The sequence below is a fragment of the Salinimicrobium sp. WS361 genome, assembly GCF_050750585.1.
Taxonomy (GTDB): domain Bacteria; phylum Bacteroidota; class Bacteroidia; order Flavobacteriales; family Flavobacteriaceae; genus Salinimicrobium.
Genome location: NZ_JBOJLM010000002.1, coordinates 293,737 through 317,657, shown reverse-complemented (window position 1 = coordinate 317,657; position 23,921 = coordinate 293,737). Strand labels below are relative to the sequence as shown.

Sequence of the window (23,921 nt, the reverse complement as noted above, 5' to 3'; positions counted from 1 at the left end):
GAAGGAATTACATGCGAAAAAAGAGAAAAGAGAGATATTAAAGGGCGAAGTAAACTGAAGCATATAAAATAAAAAACCACCTCTTTTGAAGGTGGTTTTCTTAGTAGCGGGAACTGGACTCGAACCAGTGACCTTCGGGTTATGAGCTGCAATTGGGGAAATAACAAAATCTACCAAACCCGCATAAATTCTGGGGTTTCCAGAGATTCACATTTTTTTTGATATCAAAAAATAGGGAGTAAAATGCAATTATTCTGTACCTATTCTGTACCCTTTTTTGAAAAATTACTTTATATTTAAAGGATTATAAATTAGTCGGTTATGTCAAATATTCAAGTAGTTTTACGACCCAACAAAAAGAAGAAAAATGGCACCATTCCTCTTGCGCTAAGAATAAGTGAGAATTACAAGACAAATTATTACTTTTTGGGCCATTCGATTTTAGAAAAGGATTGGGACGATGATTTAAAAAAAATAAAGAAAAGCCATCCAAACCACAAAAAGCTAAACTACTTTCTCACGAAGAAAATTACTGAAGCACAAGATCTGTATTTTCATTCAGAAGATGCTTTAACTCCCAGGCAGATCAAACATAAACTCAAAGGACCGGGCGGCTCTCAATCTTTCTTTGCTGTGGCTGCTGAACGCGTAAAACAGAAATACGACAAAGGAACTTTTTCCGTCGCCAAATCTGAGCTGTCCATTCTCTATAACCTGGAAGAGTTTCTGAACCTTAAAACCAGTCAAAAGAAAGAAGATGTAATAAAAGCCATCAAGGAACGAAGACGACAACGAGTTAGTAAAACCAGAAAAGGTCAATACTCTTTTGAGGATGCCGTCACCTATTTCAGGAGAAATACCCGACTGGAGTTTCGGGAAATGAATGAGTCATTTCTCAACAAGTACAAGATCTTTTGCTCGACTTATATGGGACACAAGACCCGAACCATTACAAACCAGCTTATTTTCATCAGGACACTTTTTAATGTCGCCATAAAGGAAGGGATTGTCTCTCCTAAATATTATCCTTTCGCGGGCGAAAAAGAAAAAATACGGATTGGCTCAGGAAATAAAATAGGTCTGACTTCTGAAGAGGTGACAAAAATAGAAAATCTCGAAGCAGAAACTCATTCTTCCATTTGGCATACCCGGAATGTCTGGCTTGTCTCCTTCTACTTTGCAGGTATAAGAATTTCGGATGTTGTAGCCCTAAAGTGGACAGATATAAAAGACGGCCGTCTTTATTATGTGATGAATAAGAATGAGAAACCTTTGAGCTTTAAAGTCCCAGACAAAGCCAGAACTATTTTCAACCTCTATCTTCTTGATATCAAGGAAAACAACGGCTATATTTTTCCTTTTTTAAAAGATGCAGATCCACAGGATCAGAAGGATATATTCGTAAAAATGAGGAACGCTACTAAGGTTTTGAACAAATTCCTGAAGCGCATTGCAATAGAGTGTGAAATAGATAAAAACCTCTCTAATCACATTGCCCGTCATACTTTCGGAAATATTGCAGGAGACAAAATACATCCACTAATGTTGCAGAAACTTTACAGGCATAGTGACCTAAAAACCACCTTAAATTATCAAGCTAACTTTATTCATAAAGAGGCTGATGATGCCCTAGAAAGTGTAATCAATTTTTAAGAAAAAAATCTAATGTATTCTTAAAAGAGATCTTGATGATGTGAGGGACCATAAATGCTTAACCAGGAACACTTTTACAATAAACTTACCGTCATCAAAAGTGCACCTATTGAATCTGCAGTAAATGGGCAGCAATTAAAAGAAGAAAACCGGCTTCTGAGAAGATTAAAAAGGGAATAAGAATTTAAAGATTTCATACCTCAGTTTCCAGCGGTAACTCAATTTCATTTTCAATCCGGATTTTTTCGTAAATATTGAGGTCTGAATTAAGATATTCAACCGAAACTACCAAAGCATAAGGTACTTCATCCTTACTTTTATCCCAGCCTTTATGGGCTCTAACCGCAATATTTAATGATTCCGGTAGCTCATATGAAGACAAAACAGTCCAGTCCTTTTGAAGAGTACTATTATTTCTACTAATATCTTGAACTTCTCCAATATTTGTACGATCTCTTATTTTCCAATTGAAAGAATTTTTTGAATTTCTTCCATCTTTATCATATTCGGTTCTCCTTCCTTCAATGCGGGAAAGGGCATATTCCTGGAACTCCTCGAAACTTTCATCAATTTTAGAAGTAGTCCAATCAAGCCACGTACCAAGATATGACTTTGTCTTTTGTCTTGTCCGTCGAACCTTACTTGTAAAAGCTAATGTAATCTCAATAAGAACTTCAAATTCATCTGATGGGTTACGAAGTTCTTCAGGAATTTTAACCGAATAAAGATGCCCCTCCTCCGCTTTAATCACATTACTATCGTAAAAAGTTATTCTAGTTTCTGTATTTTTTGAAACTCTCTCTAACTTGGGAATACCGTATCCAAAGTAGCGTAAACTTAGTTCACTAGGCGATTCAAAATGCTGTTCTGGTAATCTTGCCCCCTGTGCCACCAAGGCACGTAATAGATTAGCATTTTCTTCTGGGTATATTTTCTTTAATTTCGCAACAATGTTAGCTACTTTAGGCGCAGCAAAAGAGGTTCCAACACTATCTTTACCAAAGGCACTTCCTCCATCGAGAGTTGACCTAATCAATTCTGGTGAGGTTGTAGTTTTCTGATTAACCGTATTTAATCCATTGTTCGCCCTTACAAGCCCTCCTCCATATTCAACAACATCGGGTTTTATCTTTCCCCATATTCCTGTTCCAATCCGGGAAAATGCAGAAATCTCATCTTTGCCCCCTAAAGATTCAAAGTAATCATCTTTGAAGACATCATGGTTTATTGACCCTACACATAACGCAAAACTACTTTGAGCAGGATTAGCTATACCACAATCTGGTTGTTCTAAATATCTTGGATAATCATTCCCACTTTGTAAAAGTCGCTGAATAATTCTTTTATGTATATTTCCTGCCGACACAATAAAGAGTAAATCATTCTTATGGGTTAAGAAGTCAATTGCGGCTGCCCATGTTGACATATGTTTCTTTCTGTGAGGGCAGTCCGAATTTATACTTAAGTTGAAGAGTGAACAATCAGAATTTTCCTCTACAATTTTCATCATCAATTCGGCAGGATAAACATTCTCTAATACATTTCTCCTATTTAACACCCTTAAATTCCTTAGAAAAAATGGCAATTTGTAAGGAGGTTCTAAATGAGAAATTCCTTCAGGATAAAGGATTGCACCCGCTACCTTTGTACCATGCCCACCACCTGGAACATGATCGGCTGTACTTGTATCGCCCCTGACATACGACTTTGACTTGTCAGAATTGATAGCGGGCTTTAAATATTTGTGCTCCTCCATTATTCCACTGTCCACAACCCCAATTTCAGGAGAATCTTCGTCTGGAGGTATTACTTCGAACTCTAAAGGAATTTCTTCTAATTCAGCACCTTCAACTCCTTTTATACCCTGAATTTCAGAAACCTCAAATACATATTGATAGTTTAAAACTAAATCTTTTAAACCTTTACCTGAAATCGATACGTTACAGCCAAAGCTATCTTCTAGATGAACTAGGTCACTACTTATTTCTCCGTAATGGCTTATAAATTCTTGGAAATGATTTTCTCTCTCCATCAAAAGGTCATCTCTTTCAACTAAAGAATCTCGATATTCCTGTAACTTCTTCTCATATCCCCTGACTCCGGGACTAGGTGGTTTTAAGCTCGGTTTATCAAAGGCAATACTCACTTCAACTTCATATAGATCCTCATCACTTAGACTGCTCCAGTCTTTAAGAAGTTGTTCTGATAGAATATGTTCTGGTCTCCATGCATCTCTGTTCCCTTCAATTATCTCCCATAAATCGGCTATTTTCGCAGTATTATGAGACTTAGTAATAAAACCTTCTATTTTGTCCTGAAGAGATCTTAAATTATCTGTGGAGGCTCCAATAATGAAACCATCATCTTCTTCTGAAATTATTTCAATTCCAAACTTATGAAGACTAAATTCCATATCTCCCAACAAGGCCGGGTTAATTTGAAGGAAAACCGGTACAACCTCCTCTTCAATCGGAGCTTTTCCTTCTTTTTCTCGTTTTTCAAAATCTCCTAACCATTGAGAACGAAGGCTGATAGATTGCTTGCTAAGATTAGAACTATGTTCCTTACGATTTTCTTTATTATACTTTGTCCTTTCATCGTCGCCTCCTCCAAAAAAACGAGGTTTACCAGATTGTTTTTTTATGAAATTTAAATGGGGGAAAGGTTCCATTAAGACTTATTTAGAGCCATATTTTCTTCTAAGGCTTGATCCAAATGAACTGGTAAAATTAGTCCGGTAGAATTAATGATCGACTTTTTGGCGGCATCTTGCGCAATTTTAACTATTAAGGCAGAAGAAAATCCGATCATTTTTTTTGCGTACAAATTGAGGTCAATTTCTTTACTCAGATTCAGAGCTGAAAAAGTCATTACGAGCAACTCTTTTACTTCCTTGTTAGAGGGTTTGGGTAATTCAATAAAATCATCAAATCGTCTAAATAAGGCTTTATCCAAACTCCCTTCCAAATTCGTAGTTGCAATTAATATTCCTTCCCCATCATATTCTTCCAAAAGACCCAACAGGATATTAACTATTCTATGCATCTCACCAACATCATTCGAAGCCAACTCCCTTTGCTTTCCAATTATATCGAATTCATCAAGTAATAAGACACAGGGATAATCTTTTATACTGTCAAATAATTTCTGAAGGTTCGCAGCAGATTCTCCTAAATATGATGACATTATGGAGTCAAACCTTACTTTATGAAAAGGTAAACCTAAATCCCAGGCTATTCTTTCAGCGCCCATACTTTTTCCACAACCAGAAGAGCCATAGAAAAGAATTTTCCGACGTGGCTTCAGTCCATAATGAGCTAATCGTTCTCGAGCAGCATATTCTTTTTCTATACGGAAGATTTTATCCTCAACACTGGCCTGAAGAACCATTTCGTGACGCAGAAATTCATGTTCAATATGGGTGGCAAGTGGCAAACGGTACCTTCGGTCTAAAGGTATTTTATAAATGTGCTCTTTTACCTGTTTTAAAGCAGGAGCCCTTTGGCTTTGATCTAGTTTTTTATTTAGAATAGCCTGAAGCTTATTAGCCAATTTTGTGTGTCCCTTTTTATTTTCATCTTCTATAATGTTATGGGCAATCTTCATCAATGGAGTATTTTCATCTCCCTCAATGGATTTAAAAAGCCTAGTTAAAAGGACCTGATTCATGTTTTATGGATATTGGACCAAATGTAAATAAATAAAAGAGATATGAGCTGTTCTCCTAGAAGGCTATAATCACAGGCTTAGACTGTAATTATAATTCTTCATTCCATTTTTGTCTGCCCAGCCAATGACAGGCTTGACTAAATATTTATTCCTTGAACTCTAAATATATTTTTAAATTTTCTCTACACAAGAGGGTAATTTAGTCTTACTTCCTCTTCAACAACTCCTCCAGATATTTCACCTTCTCCTTCTCCGCCTCAACCAGACGCTCATAAAGTTCTACAACTTTGTCTAAGGGGTTAAAAGTGCAGTGAAAATTGTTTAAAGGTCCATTGTTTATGCTATTGTCATTGAAGTTATTAATGTTATGAAAAATCGATTCCTCCGAAAAGTTTTTTATTCCTTCTTTAGTTACTCCTAAGGCTTTAGCTACTTTTTCAAGCTTATCGTCGTCTATAGATTCGCTCTGCTCAAGATGAGACACACTCTGCTGACTCATTCCTAACTCTGCGGCCAAAGCTTCCTGCTTCATGCCTCGCAGTTCTCTTATTCGGCTAATCTTACGGCCGATGTGGTTCGGTTTAGTTGCTGTTTCCATACTACAATAATAAAAATTTCTTTTCCTAAAAAATTGCGGATAACCCTCACGGGTAAAAAACAAATACTTTCAGGTATTATACAAAGTGCTTTGGTAGGGTACGGCACTGCATCTTTCTACCTTCAACAAGAACCAAAACAAGATCACATTATGAAGGCATTAACAAATATAGGAATTTATCCTGCAGACAAGGTAGAAGTTCAAGAGACTATTCAACAAGTTTTGAACGATGTGCTGCAAATACTATTGAAGCACGTGAATTTACAAGCAGTTTATTGCTTTGGCTTTGAATCCAAGTGTTATTTTATGCAGAATATGATCATAGAAGCAAATCGTCAAAACCACCGGCAATGGCAATTAAACTCCTTGCTTATCGGTGAGAACATTCCCTTCAATTCCACAGCGAACCTGGCTGATATCGTAAAACAGCAATACAAAGGAGAAATAAGCCTAATTCTTCTATTCTTCAGCCCCAGAGAGATCGCTAAATCCAAAATTGAACACAAACATTTTTTTGCAAAAATAATCCGGTCAGGTTGGTTGATCTATGGAGAACACCCAGAATTAGCCTTCCCAGAGTTAGATAATTTTCCTGATCTGGATTATAATAGCATTATTAGCTACACAAGAAACCGTCTAAGCATTGCAGAGGGCTTACTGGAAAATGCAGGATTGTTCTTTGATCTGCCCCTTGTTGCTGCTTATATGCTTCGCAATACAATTGAACAGCTTTGTCTGGGAATTTTATATGCCTTCATTCATTACCATCCTAATCAATTTAATGTTCAGTACCTCGTACAGCTTTGTAAAAGCTGCTGCGGACTTCCCGCACCGGTTTTCCCTGATAGTCTGTTTCAGGAGAAAGAATTTAAAGGACTACTAAAAACAAGTGCCAGCGCTCTACGATTCCACAGTACCGATAGGTTCAGCAAAAAAGAAGTTCAGCTGCTTTATCAGAACGTGCTTGCATTTAAAGGACAAGTTGCACCAATCCTTCAAGAACGGATATCCCAACTAAATTCCAAAGCCCATGAAAACAAAAGTCAAAAACAATAAGAAGTACAATGCGATAAAGGAACTATTGGAAAATCGTGAAAAAAGACTGCAGCCTATCCCTGGTTGCCGAAAAAACCTAAAGCAGATTGGGTTTACTGTAGAAGATCATGAAGACTACCTAATGAGGATCCGGGCATTGCTGGAAGTCTGTGTGTTCGCATTGGAAGGACACGGCAGTTTCTATTCTAAGAAATTCGCCCCTATCACGAAAGAAAGCACCGTAAGCCTGGTTCTGGAAATGGCCATTGACCTGCTACCTTCTGACCAGATGGTTTGTATAGATCGTATCCAAGAGATAATTGATCAAGGATTTAGTTATAATCACAACCATCCTGAAGAGAATCAAGCCGGATTAAACCCAGAAGGCTATAAAAAAGGGTAAGAGGAACCTAAAAAAATGAATGAGTTTGAAATGGCTCATGGCTATGTTCCTAATCCTTAAGAACAAGACAATAACAACTTTTAAAATTCGCATTATGGAAAACTATCCCATTCCAAAAAAAGTAACTGCCAGATTAATGAAGGTGATACAGTCAATCGTTACTGTCCATTCCATCTACCTCATCGGGGTTCAAAGGGAAAGCTGTTCTTCCTTATACGTTCTTGATTCCGACAAAGAATGTTCAGAAGGAGATCTATATACAATTACCCTCCTGATCATTAGCGAGGAATACATTGCTCTAACAAAAGAATTTATGAATGAGGTATTTACAAAAATGGATCAAAGGGTAAAGTTATACTCCATCCATTACACCCTAAATGATGTCAGGTACAGATTGAATTCCGGTGACAATTTCTTAAGCCGAGTCCTACTTCCTGAAAATACTTTCTTTTGTTCACATCGCTTATTGGTTTTTGGATATTGCCATCACCCAAAAATGTATGACATTATTCATCAAGAGTGGGAATTCAGAATGAAGCGCGCCTATTATTTTGAAGATAAAGCAGATGTATCCGACTCCGCATATGATCAAAACGCTAAGATGCTCTTGCTGTCTCAGGCACTACAACAAGCATGTGCCGCTTTGTTATATGTTTTTTGGGAATGGAAAACTCCTTATTATGACCTGAACTACCTTTTAAATCTTTGTAGCCACTTTTGCCAAAGCCCAAAGATGCTATTCCCTAAAAGCTCCTTCCGGTCCTACAAAGAATATCATGCCCTATGTCATGCACAGTATAATGTAAACTTCAAATCAAACAGCAATGTTTCCCTGGAAGAAACCTATCACGCACACGCGCTATGTCGTCGATTTCTAGACAAAGCAAATCTAGAGGGAACGAAAAAGCTTCAAGAACTATATCAGTTGCATAATTTTTCTGGAAACTCTAAAACCACCTAAAATGAAAAATAAAAATTTTATAAAACAGCTCCATAAATTGAAAAGGACTCACATAGAAATGATTGACCCTAATCAAGGAATCAATATGACCTGTGGGCTCGCTTCTAATTATTCAGAACTGATCAACCTTATTGCCGATCTTCTTAAAACTTCTAAGAAAGCACTTGATGGCCTTCATGTTTCTGAAGAGACTTATATCACTGATCCGGAGTATAACATAGCGGACGTCATTGGTATTGTGATAAAATTGCTCCCGTTTTCGGAGATGAAATTTATTGATGAAGTTATCAGTTTACTCCATGAAAAAGAGGAAAATAAACCTCGTGCAGAAAGAGGATTATAGATTTACCACAGAATCAAAAAACATTTACTTTTTTTACCCGGCGCATTTTCCTTTTGATGGTGTTCCATTTAAAAAATGGTGAGAACACAATCTTTTACAAACGGTTAGTGTTTATACAACTGAAATGAAAATACTAATTCTGCCATTTTCACTTACTTCTTTCAGAGCCGTATGCATTACCTTTTGATGTGGTATTACATTTCAGGATTTGGAATTAGGAAAGGCCTTATAAAAAGCGGAGCGGCTTTATGCAGGCCGCTAATTGCAAATCCTGTTCCTTTAACATCAAAAGGTAAAGCGTCTGAAACAAGGTGCAAATTTGAATTTCGAATTAATTCTTCTGAAACGAAAAATAGTTCCTGGTTCTGAACAGCGGACTTGAGCCAAAAAAGAAAACACGCAATCTCCTCTTAAAAAATTCATGATCTTTTTTGGCTCGTGTCCAAGACTTCTAGCCGAACCTCTTTTCCTGAAATGAAGCTTTTGCGAAATGAAAGGGAATGTGGTGAGCGCAATGTGACATTTCTCTACTGCTAATTAATTACTAATTAAATTATCCCAGCAATAACAGGGGGTTTAGAGGATTTAATTACAGTGCAACTAAATTGGAAGTGTTGGCATGTATAATTAATTGTCATAAAACTCTTGAAATCAATTAATTACTGGGGGGTTTAATTAAATAACTCCGCTTTAGCGTGTTATCCTCTTGCTTATACCCCCTGTGACTTTCTCCCTGGGCTACAATCAAACTCTGCACGCCATCATTTATCGCCTTCTCCCTTGTTCAAGTCATCAGAAATGCGAAAACTTCAAAAAAGTTAAGTGCTAGGGCATGAACTCTACTACTTCTTTATCGTAAATGTAAACAAGATCAATTCACGTCACCTATAGCTTGGCGGTAATTCATTGTTGCGGAGGATTGGAATTTATTTCCATTCAACCTCAAATACTATGTGAGAGAGATATTGTACAGGAACCGGAAGAGAAGTTTTGACAGATTAACTCTTTGACTAAAACACCGGAAAAATAATTCTTAATTTTTTCTTAAACGGAGTATCTTGCAGAAGAATACATGCTACCCCTACAAGCACGATTACACTATTATTAATTATTTATTTATTTATTTAAAAATGAAAAAATTTACTCTTGTAGTTTTAATGGTATTATCAATTTTACCAAAAAACATTTATTCACAGAATGAAGGTGAGGCTATTGCAGCAATTGCCGGAGGATTAATAGCCATTGGTGCCGGGGTAGCAGCGGTAGAACAAATGAAAGAACAGGCAGAATTATCCGCTACAGAATGGATTCTCTCCAACCAACCTGAACTAGAGAACTTCTCATTAAAAACCTTGGATTTTGACGGAAAGAAGCTCAAAGACATATCTTCAGCATCAGTAATGACCTTTAAAATTCAGGAATTTGAGCCTGCAAACAAGCCAGAGCTTAATGGTAAAAAACAAATTCTTTTTGCATTTACCAGCCGCGGTTGGATAAGCGAATATGGAATTGATTTCAGTAAAGTGAAATGGCACCTAATAGATGCTGATGAATGGATGAATATGATGATAGCTTATTCCAAAGTAGCTTCCGACAAATCTAATGAGAACCTCATTCGGGAAACACTCAGAGATGGAAAAATCGTCAACAAAGGAGTGAAGACAAGAAAAGGTGAAGACATACCCTTTTATAAGCTTGAAGGAGACATGTACCTGGTTACTGATTATTCATCTGAAATGAAAATAATCTATAATGAAAGATCCCTTGGAATATACCTTAAAGAAACCCGTGATTTAGTTCAGATCAGCCGAGGTAGCATAATTGATATTCATGAGTTTTTTAATAAAAGCTAATATTGCTTTTTGATCTTTTATTTCAATCCCTTTCCTTTTCTTTAAGAAAATATTTAGATTTACAAACCAACCTTTACCGCACCCCCTACTTCGCGGATATAAGGATTGACTCAAAACTACACCCTATAAATGGCTATAAAAAAATCTGAATTATACAGCTCTCTGTGGAAGAGTTGTGATGAATTACGAGGCGGCATGGATGCCTCTCAATATAAAGACTACGTACTTACTTTACTTTTCGTGAAATATGTTTCGGATAAGTATGGGCACAATCCGAACAGCTTAATCCAGGTTCCGGCAGGAGCTACTTTTGAAGATATGATCGCTTTAAAGGGGCAACCGGATATTGGAGACCAGATCAACAAAAAAATCCTGAAGCCACTCTTTGCGGCCAATGGACTTGAAGGCTCGATGGAACTTGTCGATTTTAATGATGAGGATAAGCTTGGCAGTGGAAAAGAAATGGTGGATCGCCTTTCCAACCTGATCGAGATCTTTCAGAACGAATCGCTGAACTTTAAAAACAACCGAGCCGAAGACGATGATATTCTTGGGGATGCCTATGAGTATTTGATGCGTCACTTCGCGACCGAATCAGGAAAAAGCAAAGGGCAATTCTATACTCCGGCTGAAGTTTCCCGAATCCTGGCCAAGATCATTGATGTTGATAAGGCTAAAACTCCTTCTTATACGGTATATGACCCGACCTGCGGTTCGGGATCGCTGCTATTGAAAGTGGTTGATGAGGCGCCAAACGGACTTACGGTTTACGGACAGGAAAAAGATATCGCCACCAAAGGTTTGGCAATTATGAATATGTGGCTGCACGGGAATCCGGAAGCTTCTATTAAAGGAAAGAATACCATTTCAGATCCTCAGTTCAAGGAGAAAGATGGCTCTTTAAAGCGTTTTGATTTCGTGGTTGCAAATCCGCCGTTCTCTATCAAAAACTGGAGTAACGGAATCACTCCTTCAGATGATGAGTTTAGAAGGTTCGAAGGTTATGGCATTCCGCCGGATAAGAACGGAGATTATGCCTTTTTACTTCATATCATCGCTTCCCTTAAAAGCACCGGAAAAGCTGCGGTAATTCTCCCGCACGGGGTTTTATTCCGTGGAAATGCCGAAGCAGAGATCAGGCAAAACCTTATTGAAAGAAAGATCATCAAAGGCATTATTGGCTTACCCGCTAACCTTTTCTACGGTACCGGAATCCCAGCATGTATTATCGTCATTGATAAGGAAAATGTACAGGAACGAAAAGGTGTCTTTATGATTGATGCCAGTAAAGGTTTTATCAAAGACGGAAATAAGAACCGTCTCAGGGAGCAGGATCTTCATAAGATCGTCGATTATTTTAATTATCAGAAACCACTGGATAAATTCTCCAGGATGGTGCCTTTCGATGAGATTGAAACCAATGAATACAACCTGAACATTCCGCGGTATATAGATACCCAGGAAGAAGAGGATATTCAGGATCTCAATGCGCACTTGAATGGCGGGATCCCAAACCGGGATATCGCCAATCTTCAGAAGTATTGGGAGGTGTATCCCACGCTTCAGCAGGAACTTTTTGAGCCGCTTCGGGAAAACTACAGCAAACTGAAGCCAAAAGCTTCCGAAGTAAAAAACCGCATTTTTGAACATTCAGAATTTACCGACTATTCAGAAAAAATAGACCGGGTATTTACCGAATGGAAAAATAAGGTGTATCCTGAACTCACTTCCATTAATAAGGAAACCGCGCCAAAGGAACTGATCCATCATATTTCAGAAAAACTGCTTTCAGCCTATTATGACAAGCCCCTGGTAGATCCTTATGATATTTACCAGCATTTGATGGATTACTGGAAGGAAACGATGAAGGATGATGTGTATATCATTATTGAAGATGGCTGGCAGGCACGGGTGAAGCGCATCCTGGAAAAGAATAAAAAGGGCAAGGAAGTAGATAAGGGCTGGACCTGTGACCTGCTTCCTAAAAAGTACATCGTAGCTAATTATTTAGCTGAAGAAAAGGCCAAACTACAGGAGCTGGAGGCGCAACTGGAATCTATGGAAGCCGAACAAAATGCGCTTACCGAAGATCATTCCGGCGAGGAAGGGGCGCTGAATGAGGTGAGCTCAAAAAAGGATGCTGAAAATGCCCTTTTTGAATACCATTGCCTGGCTGCGGAAGCTCATTTCCCCGATAAATACAAACTGCTGAAGGAGGCTGAAAAAGCGATCGAAGAATTATCTGAAAAGAAAAATTCCCTTGAGCAGAAAGCCGAATTTGAAGCTCTGAAAAATGCCAAAGGCGCCATTACCAAAACCGCAGTGGCTAAAAGGCTGAAGCAGTTGAATGGCTACGGAAATGAACACAATCTGCTTACCGAATGGGAAGAAAACTTTAAAGCGCTGGCGGCTGCCGTGAAAAAGCAGAAGAAGGAAGCTTTGATCATTAAAGTTCTGGTAGATGAATGGATCAAAAACGGCTCAAAACAGGAATATATTCCCGAGGTGAAAATCATCCAGACCTGGCTTGCCAATGACGAAGCCATTAAAGCCCTGAAAAAAGAAGTAAAAGAACAAGAGCAGCAACTGGATGAGCTGGCTTTAAAACAATATCCCAAATTCAGCGAGGCCGAAGTACAGGACCTGGTGCTGAATAAAAAGTGGCTGGCAACTTTACAGTTTACCATTCAAACTGAAATTGATGCTATCTCCCAAAGCCTCACTGGCAGGATCAAAGAACTGGCAGAACGCTATGTTCAGACCTTAGAAGAACTGGATACGGAAGTGGAGGAATTTGAGACCAAAGTTTCAGCTCATCTTGAAAAAATGGGATTGGTATGGAGTTAATCGATAACAACATTGCGAAGTCTCAACTTAAAGAAACAGAAGTAGGTTTACTACCTACGGATTGGGAGGTTAATCAGCTAAGCCACTATTTTTCATATATCTCTTATGGATTTACCAATCCAATGCCTACTGTCTCTGATGGAGTCTTTATGATTACCGCAAATGATATAAAGAATGGTAAAATAAATTACGAAACTGCAAGAAATACCTCAGACGAAGCCTATAATAATTTCATCTCCGATAAGAGCAGGCCAAAAGTTAATGATATTCTTTTAACAAAGGATGGAACATTGGGGAGATTGGCAGTTGTAGATGAAGTCAAAATTTGCATAAATCAGTCAGTAGCAGTTATTCGTCCGAATGGAAAAGTTGATCCAACATTCCTGAAAATTTTATTAGAAAGTTCTCACTATCAGCGTACAATGATCGAAAATGCTGGTGGCTCAACTATTAAACATATCTATATAACAATAGTTGATAAAATGAAGATTGGAGTACCTCCAACCATTGAAGAACAAAAAGCTATTGCCTCCACCTTAAGCGATACCGATGCTTTGATCGCCGGACTGAAAAAACTTATTGCCAAAAAGAAAGCCATCAAACAAGGCGCGATGCAGCAGTTGTTGACTCCGCCGCATAAAGGAGGAAAACGCTTACCGGGGTTTAGTGGGGATTGGGAGAAATATAAATTTGACTTTCTATTTCAAAAAGTATCTTCAAAGGAACACCAGATTTCTTCTGCAGAATATAACTCCACTGGAAAATATCCAGTTGTTGATCAAGGACAAAAATATGTAGTAGGTTATACTGAGATTAGTGAGAAAGTTTTTACTGTTCCAAAAAATGGAATAATTGTTTTTGGTGATCATACCAGAGAGATCAAGTTTGTTGAATTTGATTTTGTCGTGGGCGCTGATGGAACGCAATTATTGTTAGCAAAAGAAATGGCCTTAACTAAGTTTCTCTATTATCTCCTTTTGATGAAAGAAATTCCTAATACGGGATACAATCGTCATTTTAAGTTTCTTAAGGAATTTGATTTGGAAATACCTAAACTAGAAGAACAATTATCAATAACATCTATTTTATCGGATATGGATAAAGAAATAGAAGCTTTGGAGTCAAAAAAGGCAAAATATGAGCAGCTTAAGCAGGGGATGATGCAGGAATTATTAACCGGGAAAACGAGGTTGCTGTAATTATGTGGTATCAAAATTTAAGTTTATGGATAGATGTTTCTAAAATTATTGCTCCTGTTGCATTAGGAATTTTGGTTTGGCTTTCAACAAGAAAATATAATAAAACCCAGATCAATCTTGCTAATGATAAACTTCAAAAGGAACTCTTTACTGAATTCAATGAACGTTATGACCGTTTGAATGAGTCACTGGAGGAGCTTGTTAAATACGACACTCTTGAAGAACTAAAAAATTGTGAGACAGGAAATGACCTATACTATAGTCTTAGCGACTATTTCAATTTGTGTGCAGAAGAATATTACTGGCATAAAAAAGGGCGAATAGATGAACTAATTTGGACCAGTTGGAAAAAAGGAATGGATAGTTGGTATGACAATAATCCAATAATACAGGAAGCTTGGAATAATGAGATAGAACAATACGGCCGTACAGCTTTTTACATGGATTCTAATGACAGACTATTTGAAGTAAAATAATGGATTTAGAACAAAAAATTTCGGCAGTAAATCTCGTGCTGCAGCAGTATTTTAGAAAGCATCCAAGAGAGACGAAAATTCCTGCTAAAGATCTAATGCCTGAATTTGTAAAGCACGGTATCTTCCCCAAAGACCACCGCAATGGTTTGCCCATTAGAAAAGTGTTACGAGATCTTGATAAGAATAACCAACTAAAGGTCATTCCCTTTGCCTTTGCAGAAAGAGGTGCGGCCAATACCAATTGGTTTTTTGTGCGGTCTTCAAAGAGCTTTGGCGGCCAGTCGATTAATAAACTGGCAAAACCTACCCAAAGTAATTCTCTTAAAACGGCAAGGCAAAATAGTGATGAAGCTTATGTGCTTGATCTCTGTGATGAGATCCTGGGGCAAAAAGCTTCCCGTCAGCACAAATTTGACTTTTTAAAAGGAGATTCCGGCAGGAGATTGCCGGTAGATGCCTTCTACGAAGAACTAAAGTTAGCAGTAGAATACCGGGAGCGCCAGCACTCCGAAGCCGTTTCTCATTTTGACAAACCACATAAGATAACCGTTAGCGGAGTCCACCGCGGCGAACAAAGAAAAATTTACGACCAGCGAAGAAGAGAACTGCTTCCAAAAAATGACATTCGCTTAATCGAGATAGACTATACCCAATTTGAGTATGATGGCAGGAAGAGGATTGTTAGAGATAGGGAGAGGGATTTGGAAGTTTTAAAAGCAACATTAACCAGGATCAAAATAACCAACTAAAAATATGATGACAGAAACAATTGCCAATCCTATGGAGGACAAAAAAAACCAGACTTCACCAAGTCGTTTAGATAATTTGTACACCTATATAATAACAAATAGGAAGCACGAAAGGTATGACTGGCATTCTGCTTACAAATGGCTTACGTCTCAAATTGAAATAGTTCGCGAAAATTTAAATCGAGGGAAATCATTTACAGATAAAGGTCATCATCAAGAAATATTTAGAAATACTTCTTGGGAAAATGATGGGCAGGCATTTGAAAAATTTATGAGAAAATTAATTACTGAAGACAGTAATGGAATTTCGTCAAATGGTCAGTCAATTGTTAGTAAACAAAACTTTTCGAATGAAGAAGGCTTATTTCTTAATGATCCAAATTTCGTGTTGGCAATTGAAGAGGCTATTAAAATTCCCAATTACGATACCTTTCATCAATTAATTTCAGTTTGGAAAGAGCAAAAAGAAAAGGGTGAAAATGTAAAAATGAATCACCTTTTGATAAACCGAATTATAGCTGCCTGTACATTATCCGTATCCTCTACTGTAAATGAAGATTTGTTTGATGTAGTTTACAGATATCTTAAGAAGAATGGATTAGTTTCAAAAGCCGGAGATGAGACTGATTGGTATGAGAAAAACGCACACGTTATTAAGGAGCTAAAGGATGGTCTGTCTCATTATACAGACGGCACAGCTAAAATGGATGATGATGTCTGGCTAAGCATATTTGTTTGGGAACTATATGTTTATTTGTCTAAACCCTTTAATCTTCAAAAGCAAGTAATTCGTTATGGAGCACCCGGAACGGGTAAAACTTATACTGCACGCCTGGATTCTAAACTCCAATTTGATATTTGGCAGGCGGAATATAATCCAAAATATAACGGGAATAAAGAAGATCATATAGAAACCGTCCAATTTCATCCTTCATTTGGATATGAAGATTTTATTGAAGGCTTACGTCCGGTTCCAACAGAAAGTGGTACGGAATTAAAACTGGTAAATGGAGTATTCAAGGAATTTTGTAGAAAAGCTTCAAAATGGGAAGTTGATTTCTCCAAAATTCTCAATGGAAAAGAAGTTAATTGGAGTAATTATACCATTCAAAATTTTCTTGATAATCTTCGGGAACAGTCGGTCGGCTTGGAAGAAGATTGGACTTATTTATCCGATATTTCCGATCCTTCCAATAAATTACTGGCAGATGCATTACCTCCCTATTTTTTCATAATTGATGAAATAAATCGAGCGGAACTTTCCCGAGTGATGGGAGAACTTATGTTTAGTCTTGAAAATCGCGGTATAGAGGGCGCTATTAAAACTCAATATGCACAATTGAATCAGGATTCAGATTCATTGATTAGGAGAGGGGCGAATCATTTATTTTTTGTACCCGTGAATGTATATATCATTGGTACAATGAATACAATAGATCGCAGCGTAGAAAGTTTCGATTTTGCTTTGCGAAGAAGATTTTTCTGGGAAAGAAGAAATCCCGATTATATGGTTTTAAAATATCATTATAACCAGTTGAATTTAAAAGAATGGGAAGATTTAGCGGAAAATTTGGAAAGACTCAATGCAAAAATTGCAAGCCATGACTTATTGAGCCAGGATCACCAAATAGGACATGCATATTTGATGAACTTACCCTACCGCAAAGATACACCAAAACCAGAGCTAAAAAGACAGATATGGAAGTCTAGAATAGCACCACTGCTAGACGAGTATCTTCGAGGGACCGGTTCAGATTCATCTCAATTCAGGACAAGCTTTGGAGTCTAAGTTCTTAACAGAAATATTGGCTTCAGGTGATATCGTAGATAATCAAGAGTACCTAGCTTCAGGACATATTTTACGAAATCATAGATTAGGTGAAATTGAACTAAAAGAACCTTATCGGGTTAATAACGCTGAATTTTATCGGCGAGCCTTTGAGTTTTTAGGGAGGGATGTTGTAAAGGTGAACGAGAAAATTAAAAGAAATAAAGATGAAATATTTCTTTTTGGCAGCAAAGACTACGAACATAATTCTGATGATCCATTTATAAATTTTACTGGTTTCAACCGTGGGAATTTTAAAATTAAAACCGGAAATATTATTGGTGAAATTAAAGTTAACGGATATAATTTAAAGATCGGATCCAGGTTCGGTGATAATTTTCTACGGTATATAATTTCAGATGCTGAAGGTTTCTTGGAAATTGAAAACTCTGGCGGTATTAATAAAAAATCTTCTTATGATTGGCTTATATACCATTTATGGCTTACCAAGCTTAAGAAAGCTTTCCGATTAGGAATTCCCAAAAACTATATAAAAAAGGAAGAAAATCTAACCTATATAAGAGGCAGTGTAGACGTAATTAAATATTATCAAAATAAAAATTCCGCTATTTTAACCTGTAATTATAGTTCTTTAAGCCGCGAAAATCCCGCAACAAATTTAATAGCTACGGTGTTCAAAAGGAATGAAAAGAACTCAATATTTAAAAATCAGATCAGATTAAGGTCAGCTTTTTATATTGCTTCAGGAGGAAACTTTGTTAAACCGCACGACATTGATCGAATTAATCCATTTTCTAATCCCTATTATCATTCATATAATGAAGTAATTTCCCTCTCTAAGTTAATTTTAAAGAGAAAAAGTCTCGAATTCGGTGATAAAAGTGAGGAGAGTGCTTTCTTGTTTGATGTATCTATGTTGTTTGAGTATTTCGTAAAACGACTATTTCGAAGATCAGGATTAAATGTTTTGGATAAATTTTCAAATGCCAAGAGAATAACTAAAGGGTTCAATAAAAAACATGAACTTCAACCTGATATTGTATTAGAAGAGGAAGGAAAATTTGCAATTTTTGATGTCAAGTATAAAAGTTTTGATCCTCGCTATGGTGTTAAAAGAGAGGATCTTTTTCAGCTACACACTTACGTAGGGCAGTATTCTAATTATGGAAAGGTAACTTCTGCTGGTTTTGTTTATCCAATGTCTCAAAAAAACTTCGAGAAGTTAAACCTTGGGAAATCAGTTAATTCAGAGAAGCTTTCAGTTGGAGGTAAAATCTTGGACTTTTATATTTTATTTGTGGTTGTGCCAGATGCAGATAACTTTAGCGAGTTTTCCTCTTTATTCCATTCAAATAATGAAATTTTCCAGAATACAATTACTAAAATAATGGATTAATATGAATAGCATAGGCAAGTCCGAACGTGAGTCCCAAAACCGTATCATTCAGCTTTTTAAAAATGAGCTGAAATATCAATATTTAGGAAACTGGCAGGAGGAAGAACGGGTGTTGCCTTTGGAAGAGGACCTGCTTCTAAGTTATTTGGTTGGAAAAGGCTATTCAGAGAATTTAGCCGGAAAAGCTATATCAAAATTTAACTTGGCTGTAGCTAATATCTCTCAGGACCTTTACGATGCTAATAAAGAAGTTTATAAGCTACTTCGCTATGGCGTGCCGGTTAGGGAAGAGTTAGGAATGTCAAAGGAAACGGTTTGGTTGATTGACTGGAAATATCCTGATACTAATGATTTTGCAGTTGCTGAAGAAGTCACTGTAAAAGGTAAATATGACAAACGACCCGATGTAGTAGTTTACATAAATGGAATTGCTTTAGGAGTTCTTGAATTAAAGAGTAGTCGTAAAGGTTTGGAATATGGAATTCGCCAGAATTTAGATAACCAGAAGCTGGAATTTATCCCAAAATTCTTTACTACAATACAATTGGCATTAGCCGGTAATGATACCCAGGGATTGCGGTATGGAACGATAGGAACGACAGAGAAATACTATCTAAAGTGGAAAGAAGTTTGTTATAAAGAGTTTGACTATACCATTGATAGAGATCTCTTTCTTCTTTTTCAAAAAGAACGCTTCTTGGAGCTGGTTCACGATTTTGTGGTTTTTGACAAGGGTGTAAAAAAGCTTTGCCGCCCTAATCAGTTTTTCGGGATCAAAGCCGGACAGGAGAAGATCGCACAAAGAGAAGGTGGTATTTTCTGGCATACCCAGGGCAGCGGAAAGAGTTTGACGATGGTCTGGCTCACCAAGTGGATCCGGGAGAATATTGAGAATAGTCGGGTGCTTATTATTACCGACCGCGAGGAACTGGATGACCAGATCGAAAAGCTATTTATAGGAGTTGATGAAAATATCTACCGCACCAAAAGCGGTAAAGATCTCATTACTACCCTCAACAGCCACTCGCCCTGGTTGATCTGTAGCCTGGTGCATAAGTTCGGTAGGAATTCCGAAGGGGGAGATTATGAATCTTATATAGCGGAGGTAAAAAGGAGCCTAAGCAGTGATTTCAATCCAAAGGGTGACATTTTTGTTTTTGTAGATGAATGTCACAGGACACAGTCGGGGAGACTCCACGAAGCGATGAAAATCATTCTACCGGATGCATTATTTTTTGGATTTACAGGAACTCCTCTACTGAAAAAGGATAAACAAAAAAGTATAGAGGTTTTCGGTCCGTACGTAGGTGAACCTTACAAATTTGATGAAGCCGTTGAAGACGGAGTGGTTCTGGATCTTTTGTATGAAGCAAGAGATGTAGAGCAATTCATAACCGACCAACGAAGTATCGATGATTGGTTTGAGGCAGAAACCAAAGGTCTTACAGATGTGGCAAAAACCCAGCTTAAACAGCGATGGGGAACTATGCAAAAAGTTTTGGGTTCTAAATCCAGGCTTCAAAAGATAGTATTTGATATTATAAAGGACTTTAAGGTCAAGCCCAGACTGTCCAGCGGTGAAGGTAATGCAATGCTGGTTTCAGGAAGTATTTACCAGGCCTGTAAATATTATGAGCTTTTTCAGAATGCAGGCCTTAAAGAGTGCGCGATAATTACCTCCTACGAGCCTCATCATAGTGATATCAAAGGCGAGGAAACCGGCGAGGGAATGACCGATAATCTGGAGAAGTACGAGGTATATACCAAAATGCTCAATGGCAAATCTACTGAGGATTTTGAAAATGAAGTTAAGACCACATTTAAAAATGAACCGGGAAAAATGAAGCTGCTCATTGTGGTAGATAAGCTTCTCACCGGCTTTGACGCTCCATCGGCTACTTATTTATATATCGATAAAAAAATGCAGGATCATGGGTTATTTCAGGCCATTTGTCGGGTGAATCGGGTAGATACTGATGATAAAGAGTACGGATATATCATAGATTATAAAGACCTTTTTGAAAGCCTTAAAAATTCCATATCAGATTATACTTCCGGAGCATTCGATCTATATGACCAGGAGGACGTGAAAGGATTGCTGAAAGACCGCTATGAGGAAGGAAGGGATAGACTGGAAACAGCATTGGAAAAAGTCCGGGCGATTTGTGAACCCGTACATCCAAAAGATGAACCTTCTTTCATTCGATATTTTTGTGGAAATACCGCAAATAAAAACGAGCTTCAGGAAACCGAACAGAAGCGCCTCAGTCTTTATAAAGCAACAGTAAGTTTAATTCGGGCTTATGCAAATCTTGCTAATGAAATGCATAAAGCCGGTTTGTCAGAAGCTGAAGCTAAGAGCATAAAGGAGGAGGTGAAATATTATACTGATATTCGCGACACGATTAAACAGGCCAGCGGTGAGCGGGTAGATTTCAAAAGATTTGAACCGGGTATGCGACAGCTAATGGACATGTATTTGGATGCACATAGCAGCAAGAAATTATCTGATTTTGAAAACCGATCCTTAGTAGATTTGATTGTCAAACTAAGTGAGCCGGAAGATGAGTATACCAAAAAAAGATCAAAAGAAGCGGTTGCGGAAACCATCGAGAACAATGTTCGAAAGGTAATAATTGAAGAGTCCCAGACAAATCCGAAATACTATAGCAAAATGTCTTTGTTGCTGGACGAACTTATTCAGCAGAGAAAAACTGAGACTATTTCCTATCAGCAATATCTGGAGCAAATCAAACGACTGGCTGATGAATTGTCGGGCTCTGATGTTAAGAATAACTATCCAAAAACATTGACTTCTCCTGCAAAAAGAGCGCTTTATGATAACCTGGAGGAAAATGAAATGCTTGCCCTGGCTCTTGACAATGTAATTCGCACGAGTAAACTGGATGACTGGAGAGATGGAGGTATTAGAGAAAGAAAGCTAAAGTTGGCCGTTAATGAGTTGATAAAAGATGATGAAAGAACCGAAGAATTAATGGAGATCATTAAGGCTCAAAAAGAATATTAAGTGGAGACGATAGAGATTGGAAGCATCAAAGTTGATGTGGTGAGGAAGGATATAAAAAATATGCATCTGGCTGTTTACCCGCCAAATGGCAGAATACGTTTGTCTGCTCCGGAGAAAACAGATAAGGAGGTTTTACGCTTATTTACAATTTCCAAGCTTGGATGGATCAAGAAGCAGGTGAAAAGTTTTGAAGAACAAGCCAGGGAAGCTCCCCGGGAGTTCATTTCAGGAGAGAGCCATTACTTTCAGGGGAAGAGATTTTTATTAGAAGTAATAGACGCTGAAGACCAGAATAAGGTTGAGCTCAAAGGAAATAAAAAGATCCTCATGTACTGTAAACCGGGAACGGCTAAACCAAAACGGGCAGAATTACTAAAGGAATGGTATAGGAGTGAATTGAAGAAGCAGGTTCCGCCATTGATTAAAAGTTGGGAAGATAAGATTGGCGTGAATCTGAATGATTGGAGGGTCAAACAAATGAAGACCAAATGGGGAGCTTGTAATATTGAAGCAAAGCGAATCTGGTTAAATCTCGAGTTGGCTAAGAAGCCGAAGATCTGCCTGGAATACATAATTGTTCACGAACTAATCCATCTGTTAGAGCGAAACCATAATGAGCGCTTTGTTGCATACCTTGATGAATTTATGCCGAAGTGGCGATTGCATCGTGATGAGTTGAACAGTTTACCCATTGCGAATAGCGATTGGGGGTATTGATCAAGATAAACAAGAATTCAACCTCAACCACCTCTTCGTAAAAGATGGGTTTTTGACAAGGCCTATTTTGATACGATGAAGCGGATGGTGAGTATGGGAGAAAATAGAAATCAATTATAAATTACACCAACTATCATGAGTAAATTTTTAACCGGTGAAGAATTAGAAAATACTGTTTATGATATCATTTGGGAAGCAGAACAGTCACTATTAATTGTTTCTCCTTACATCAAACTTGACGAATATTTCAAAAACTTATTTCAAAAACATTTAAATAATCCGAAGCTAAGATTGACCATAGTTTTTGGAAAGAATGAAAAAGATGTTAATCGCAGTCTTCGGAATGAGGATTTTGATTTTTTCAAACAGTTCCCAAATGTTAGTATTATATATGTTCAGGATTTACATGGAAAATATTACGGCAATGAAAAAAAGGGAATCATTACCTCTATAAACTTATATGATTATTCCTTTAAAAATAATATTGAATTTGGTGTTTTTTCCGAACAAAGTATGTTGAGCAAATTTTCAAAATCTGCCGATATTGATGCCTGGAACCATTGTTTAGATCTTGCACATGATTACGAAGCAGTTTTTGTTAGAAGACCGATTTATAAAACGAAAAAAGCTATCATTAATCTTGGTAAAGAATATATAAAATCTGAGACCCTTCTTGATTTAACAGATAACTTCTACGGTAAAAAAGCTAACAGGAAGGATTCTGGAAAAAGACTCGGAGATTTTCCGGATGAATTAGATAGTAATGTTGATGTACGGCCTGAACGGGTTTGGGAAAAAGAAGAACAGATTAAAGGAGTGGCTAAAAGTTCAGGAAGGAAATGGGACGAAGTTGTTGAAGCCTTGAACAAGTCGCCACTTGAAGAGATGAGAAAAGGTTACTGCATTAGAACAGGGGAGGAAATTGAATTTAATCCCGAAAAACCTATGTCAGTACAAGCCTTTAAAAAGTGGAATCAGTTTCAAGATGTGAATTATGGTGAAGCTTACTGTCATTATTCGGGTGAACAATCTTTTGGAGAAACCTGTTTTGCCAGACCCATCTTGAGGAAGAATTGGAAGAAGGCGATGAAGTAATTTTTTAAGCAATCTGAACATTTGAATACTTAACCCTGTCCTTTGTCCGGTAAAAAAGCCTCCCAAAAGGGTATTTCAAAACCTCTTTAAGATTTTATGGGTTTAAATAA

18 protein-coding genes are annotated in these 23,921 nt (G+C 37.5%); 15 read left to right on the top strand and 3 right to left on the bottom strand.

The features are described from left to right. The first annotated feature begins 321 nt into the window (after positions 1 to 321). Positions 322 to 1,653: a phage integrase SAM-like domain-containing protein gene (locus tag ACQ93I_RS03325; protein WP_431697131.1), complete on the top strand. Its 1,332-nt coding sequence runs from the start codon at positions 322 to 324 to the stop codon at positions 1,651 to 1,653. A gap of 193 nt (positions 1,654 to 1,846) precedes the next feature. Here ACQ93I_RS03325 and ACQ93I_RS03320 read toward each other — a convergent pair whose 3' ends face one another. From ACQ93I_RS03320 to ACQ93I_RS03310, 3 genes are all read right to left on the bottom strand, one after another. Continuing rightward, positions 1,847 to 4,324, bottom strand: coding sequence for a S8 family peptidase (locus ACQ93I_RS03320; protein ID WP_431697130.1), 2,478 nt, complete (start codon positions 4,322 to 4,324; stop codon positions 1,847 to 1,849). Beyond that, complete coding sequence (locus ACQ93I_RS03315; RefSeq protein WP_431697129.1) at positions 4,324 to 5,322, bottom strand: AAA family ATPase; 999 nt, start codon at positions 5,320 to 5,322, stop codon at positions 4,324 to 4,326. Before ACQ93I_RS03315 ends, ACQ93I_RS03320 begins: the two co-directional genes overlap by 1 nt. Before the next feature lie 205 nt (positions 5,323 to 5,527). After that, positions 5,528 to 5,920, bottom strand: coding sequence for a helix-turn-helix domain-containing protein (locus ACQ93I_RS03310; protein WP_431697128.1), 393 nt, complete (start codon positions 5,918 to 5,920; stop codon positions 5,528 to 5,530). Positions 5,921 to 6,070: 150 nt separating this feature from the next. Here ACQ93I_RS03310 and ACQ93I_RS03305 point away from each other — a divergent pair, with 150 nt between their 5' ends. From ACQ93I_RS03305 to ACQ93I_RS03240, 14 genes are all read left to right on the top strand, one after another. Next, positions 6,071 to 6,976 (top strand): hypothetical protein, encoded by a 906-nt coding sequence (locus ACQ93I_RS03305; RefSeq protein ID WP_431697127.1) that lies wholly within the window; start codon positions 6,071 to 6,073, stop codon positions 6,974 to 6,976. Then, positions 6,951 to 7,358 carry a hypothetical protein gene (locus ACQ93I_RS03300; RefSeq protein ID WP_431697126.1) on the top strand — a complete coding sequence of 136 codons (408 nt, stop codon included), beginning with the start codon at positions 6,951 to 6,953 and terminating at the stop codon, positions 7,356 to 7,358. Before ACQ93I_RS03305 ends, ACQ93I_RS03300 begins: the two co-directional genes overlap by 26 nt. Positions 7,359 to 7,452: 94 nt before the next feature. After that, complete coding sequence (locus tag ACQ93I_RS03295) at positions 7,453 to 8,319, top strand: hypothetical protein (protein WP_431697125.1); 867 nt, start codon at positions 7,453 to 7,455, stop codon at positions 8,317 to 8,319. Position 8,320: 1 nt separating this feature from the next. Beyond that, the gene (locus ACQ93I_RS03290; protein WP_431697124.1) at positions 8,321 to 8,662 is read left to right on the top strand and encodes a hypothetical protein; all 342 of its coding nucleotides are present in this window, start codon (positions 8,321 to 8,323) and stop codon (positions 8,660 to 8,662) included. A 1,058-nt stretch (positions 8,663 to 9,720) separates the two neighbouring features. Continuing rightward, entirely contained in the window at positions 9,721 to 10,515 is a 795-nt protein-coding gene (locus ACQ93I_RS03285; RefSeq protein WP_431697123.1) for a hypothetical protein, read from the top strand. 129 nt (positions 10,516 to 10,644) lie between these two features. After that, positions 10,645 to 13,362, top strand: coding sequence for a type I restriction-modification system subunit M (locus ACQ93I_RS03280; RefSeq protein WP_431697122.1), 2,718 nt, complete (start codon positions 10,645 to 10,647; stop codon positions 13,360 to 13,362). After that, positions 13,353 to 14,561, top strand: a complete 1,209-nt coding sequence (locus ACQ93I_RS03275; RefSeq protein WP_431697121.1) for a restriction endonuclease subunit S — start codon at positions 13,353 to 13,355, stop codon at positions 14,559 to 14,561. The genes ACQ93I_RS03280 and ACQ93I_RS03275 overlap by 10 nt, the downstream gene beginning before the upstream one ends. Positions 14,562 to 14,563: 2 nt before the next feature. Next, a complete protein-coding gene (locus ACQ93I_RS03270; RefSeq protein WP_431697120.1) occupies positions 14,564 to 15,037 on the top strand; it encodes a hypothetical protein in 474 nt (157 codons plus the stop codon). Next, on the top strand, positions 15,037 to 15,786 hold the full coding sequence (locus ACQ93I_RS03265) for a hypothetical protein (RefSeq protein ID WP_431697119.1): 750 nt from the start codon (positions 15,037 to 15,039) through the stop codon (positions 15,784 to 15,786). Before ACQ93I_RS03270 ends, ACQ93I_RS03265 begins: the two co-directional genes overlap by 1 nt. Positions 15,787 to 15,790: 4 nt before the next feature. Then, entirely contained in the window at positions 15,791 to 17,575 is a 1,785-nt protein-coding gene (locus ACQ93I_RS03260; protein WP_431697118.1) for an McrB family protein, read from the top strand. Further along, the gene (locus ACQ93I_RS03255) at positions 17,565 to 18,971 is read left to right on the top strand and encodes a 5-methylcytosine restriction system specificity protein McrC (protein ID WP_431697117.1); all 1,407 of its coding nucleotides are present in this window, start codon (positions 17,565 to 17,567) and stop codon (positions 18,969 to 18,971) included. Before ACQ93I_RS03260 ends, ACQ93I_RS03255 begins: the two co-directional genes overlap by 11 nt. A 1-nt stretch (position 18,972) precedes the next feature. Beyond that, positions 18,973 to 21,999: a type I restriction endonuclease subunit R gene (locus ACQ93I_RS03250; protein WP_431697116.1), complete on the top strand. Its 3,027-nt coding sequence runs from the start codon at positions 18,973 to 18,975 to the stop codon at positions 21,997 to 21,999. Then, positions 22,000 to 22,716, top strand: a complete 717-nt coding sequence (locus tag ACQ93I_RS03245) for a M48 family metallopeptidase (protein ID WP_431697115.1) — start codon at positions 22,000 to 22,002, stop codon at positions 22,714 to 22,716. It abuts the gene before it with no gap. Between the two features lie 135 nt (positions 22,717 to 22,851). Then, on the top strand, positions 22,852 to 23,811 hold the full coding sequence (locus ACQ93I_RS03240; protein ID WP_431697114.1) for a phospholipase D family protein: 960 nt from the start codon (positions 22,852 to 22,854) through the stop codon (positions 23,809 to 23,811). Positions 23,812 to 23,921: the final 110 nt, after the last annotated feature.

Bases quoted from the DNA above. Each gene is read 5' to 3' on its own strand.
- ACQ93I_RS03325 (WP_431697131.1), top strand. From the start codon at position 322: ATGTCAAATATTCAAGTAGTTTTACGACCCAACAAAAAGAAGAAAAAT.
- ACQ93I_RS03320 (WP_431697130.1), bottom strand. From the start codon at position 4,324: ATGGAACCTTTCCCCCATTTAAATTTCATAAAAAAACAATCTGGTAAA.
- ACQ93I_RS03315 (WP_431697129.1), bottom strand. From the start codon at position 5,322: ATGAATCAGGTCCTTTTAACTAGGCTTTTTAAATCCATTGAGGGAGAT.
- ACQ93I_RS03310 (WP_431697128.1), bottom strand. From the start codon at position 5,920: ATGGAAACAGCAACTAAACCGAACCACATCGGCCGTAAGATTAGCCGA.
- ACQ93I_RS03305 (WP_431697127.1), top strand. From the start codon at position 6,071: ATGAAGGCATTAACAAATATAGGAATTTATCCTGCAGACAAGGTAGAA.
- ACQ93I_RS03300 (WP_431697126.1), top strand. From the start codon at position 6,951: ATGAAAACAAAAGTCAAAAACAATAAGAAGTACAATGCGATAAAGGAA.
- ACQ93I_RS03295 (WP_431697125.1), top strand. From the start codon at position 7,453: ATGGAAAACTATCCCATTCCAAAAAAAGTAACTGCCAGATTAATGAAG.
- ACQ93I_RS03290 (WP_431697124.1), top strand. From the start codon at position 8,321: ATGAAAAATAAAAATTTTATAAAACAGCTCCATAAATTGAAAAGGACT.
- ACQ93I_RS03280 (WP_431697122.1), top strand. From the start codon at position 10,645: ATGGCTATAAAAAAATCTGAATTATACAGCTCTCTGTGGAAGAGTTGT.
- ACQ93I_RS03275 (WP_431697121.1), top strand. From the start codon at position 13,353: ATGGAGTTAATCGATAACAACATTGCGAAGTCTCAACTTAAAGAAACA.
- ACQ93I_RS03270 (WP_431697120.1), top strand. From the start codon at position 14,564: ATGTGGTATCAAAATTTAAGTTTATGGATAGATGTTTCTAAAATTATT.
- ACQ93I_RS03265 (WP_431697119.1), top strand. From the start codon at position 15,037: ATGGATTTAGAACAAAAAATTTCGGCAGTAAATCTCGTGCTGCAGCAG.
- ACQ93I_RS03260 (WP_431697118.1), top strand. From the start codon at position 15,791: ATGATGACAGAAACAATTGCCAATCCTATGGAGGACAAAAAAAACCAG.
- ACQ93I_RS03250 (WP_431697116.1), top strand. From the start codon at position 18,973: ATGAATAGCATAGGCAAGTCCGAACGTGAGTCCCAAAACCGTATCATT.
- ACQ93I_RS03240 (WP_431697114.1), top strand. From the start codon at position 22,852: ATGAGTAAATTTTTAACCGGTGAAGAATTAGAAAATACTGTTTATGAT.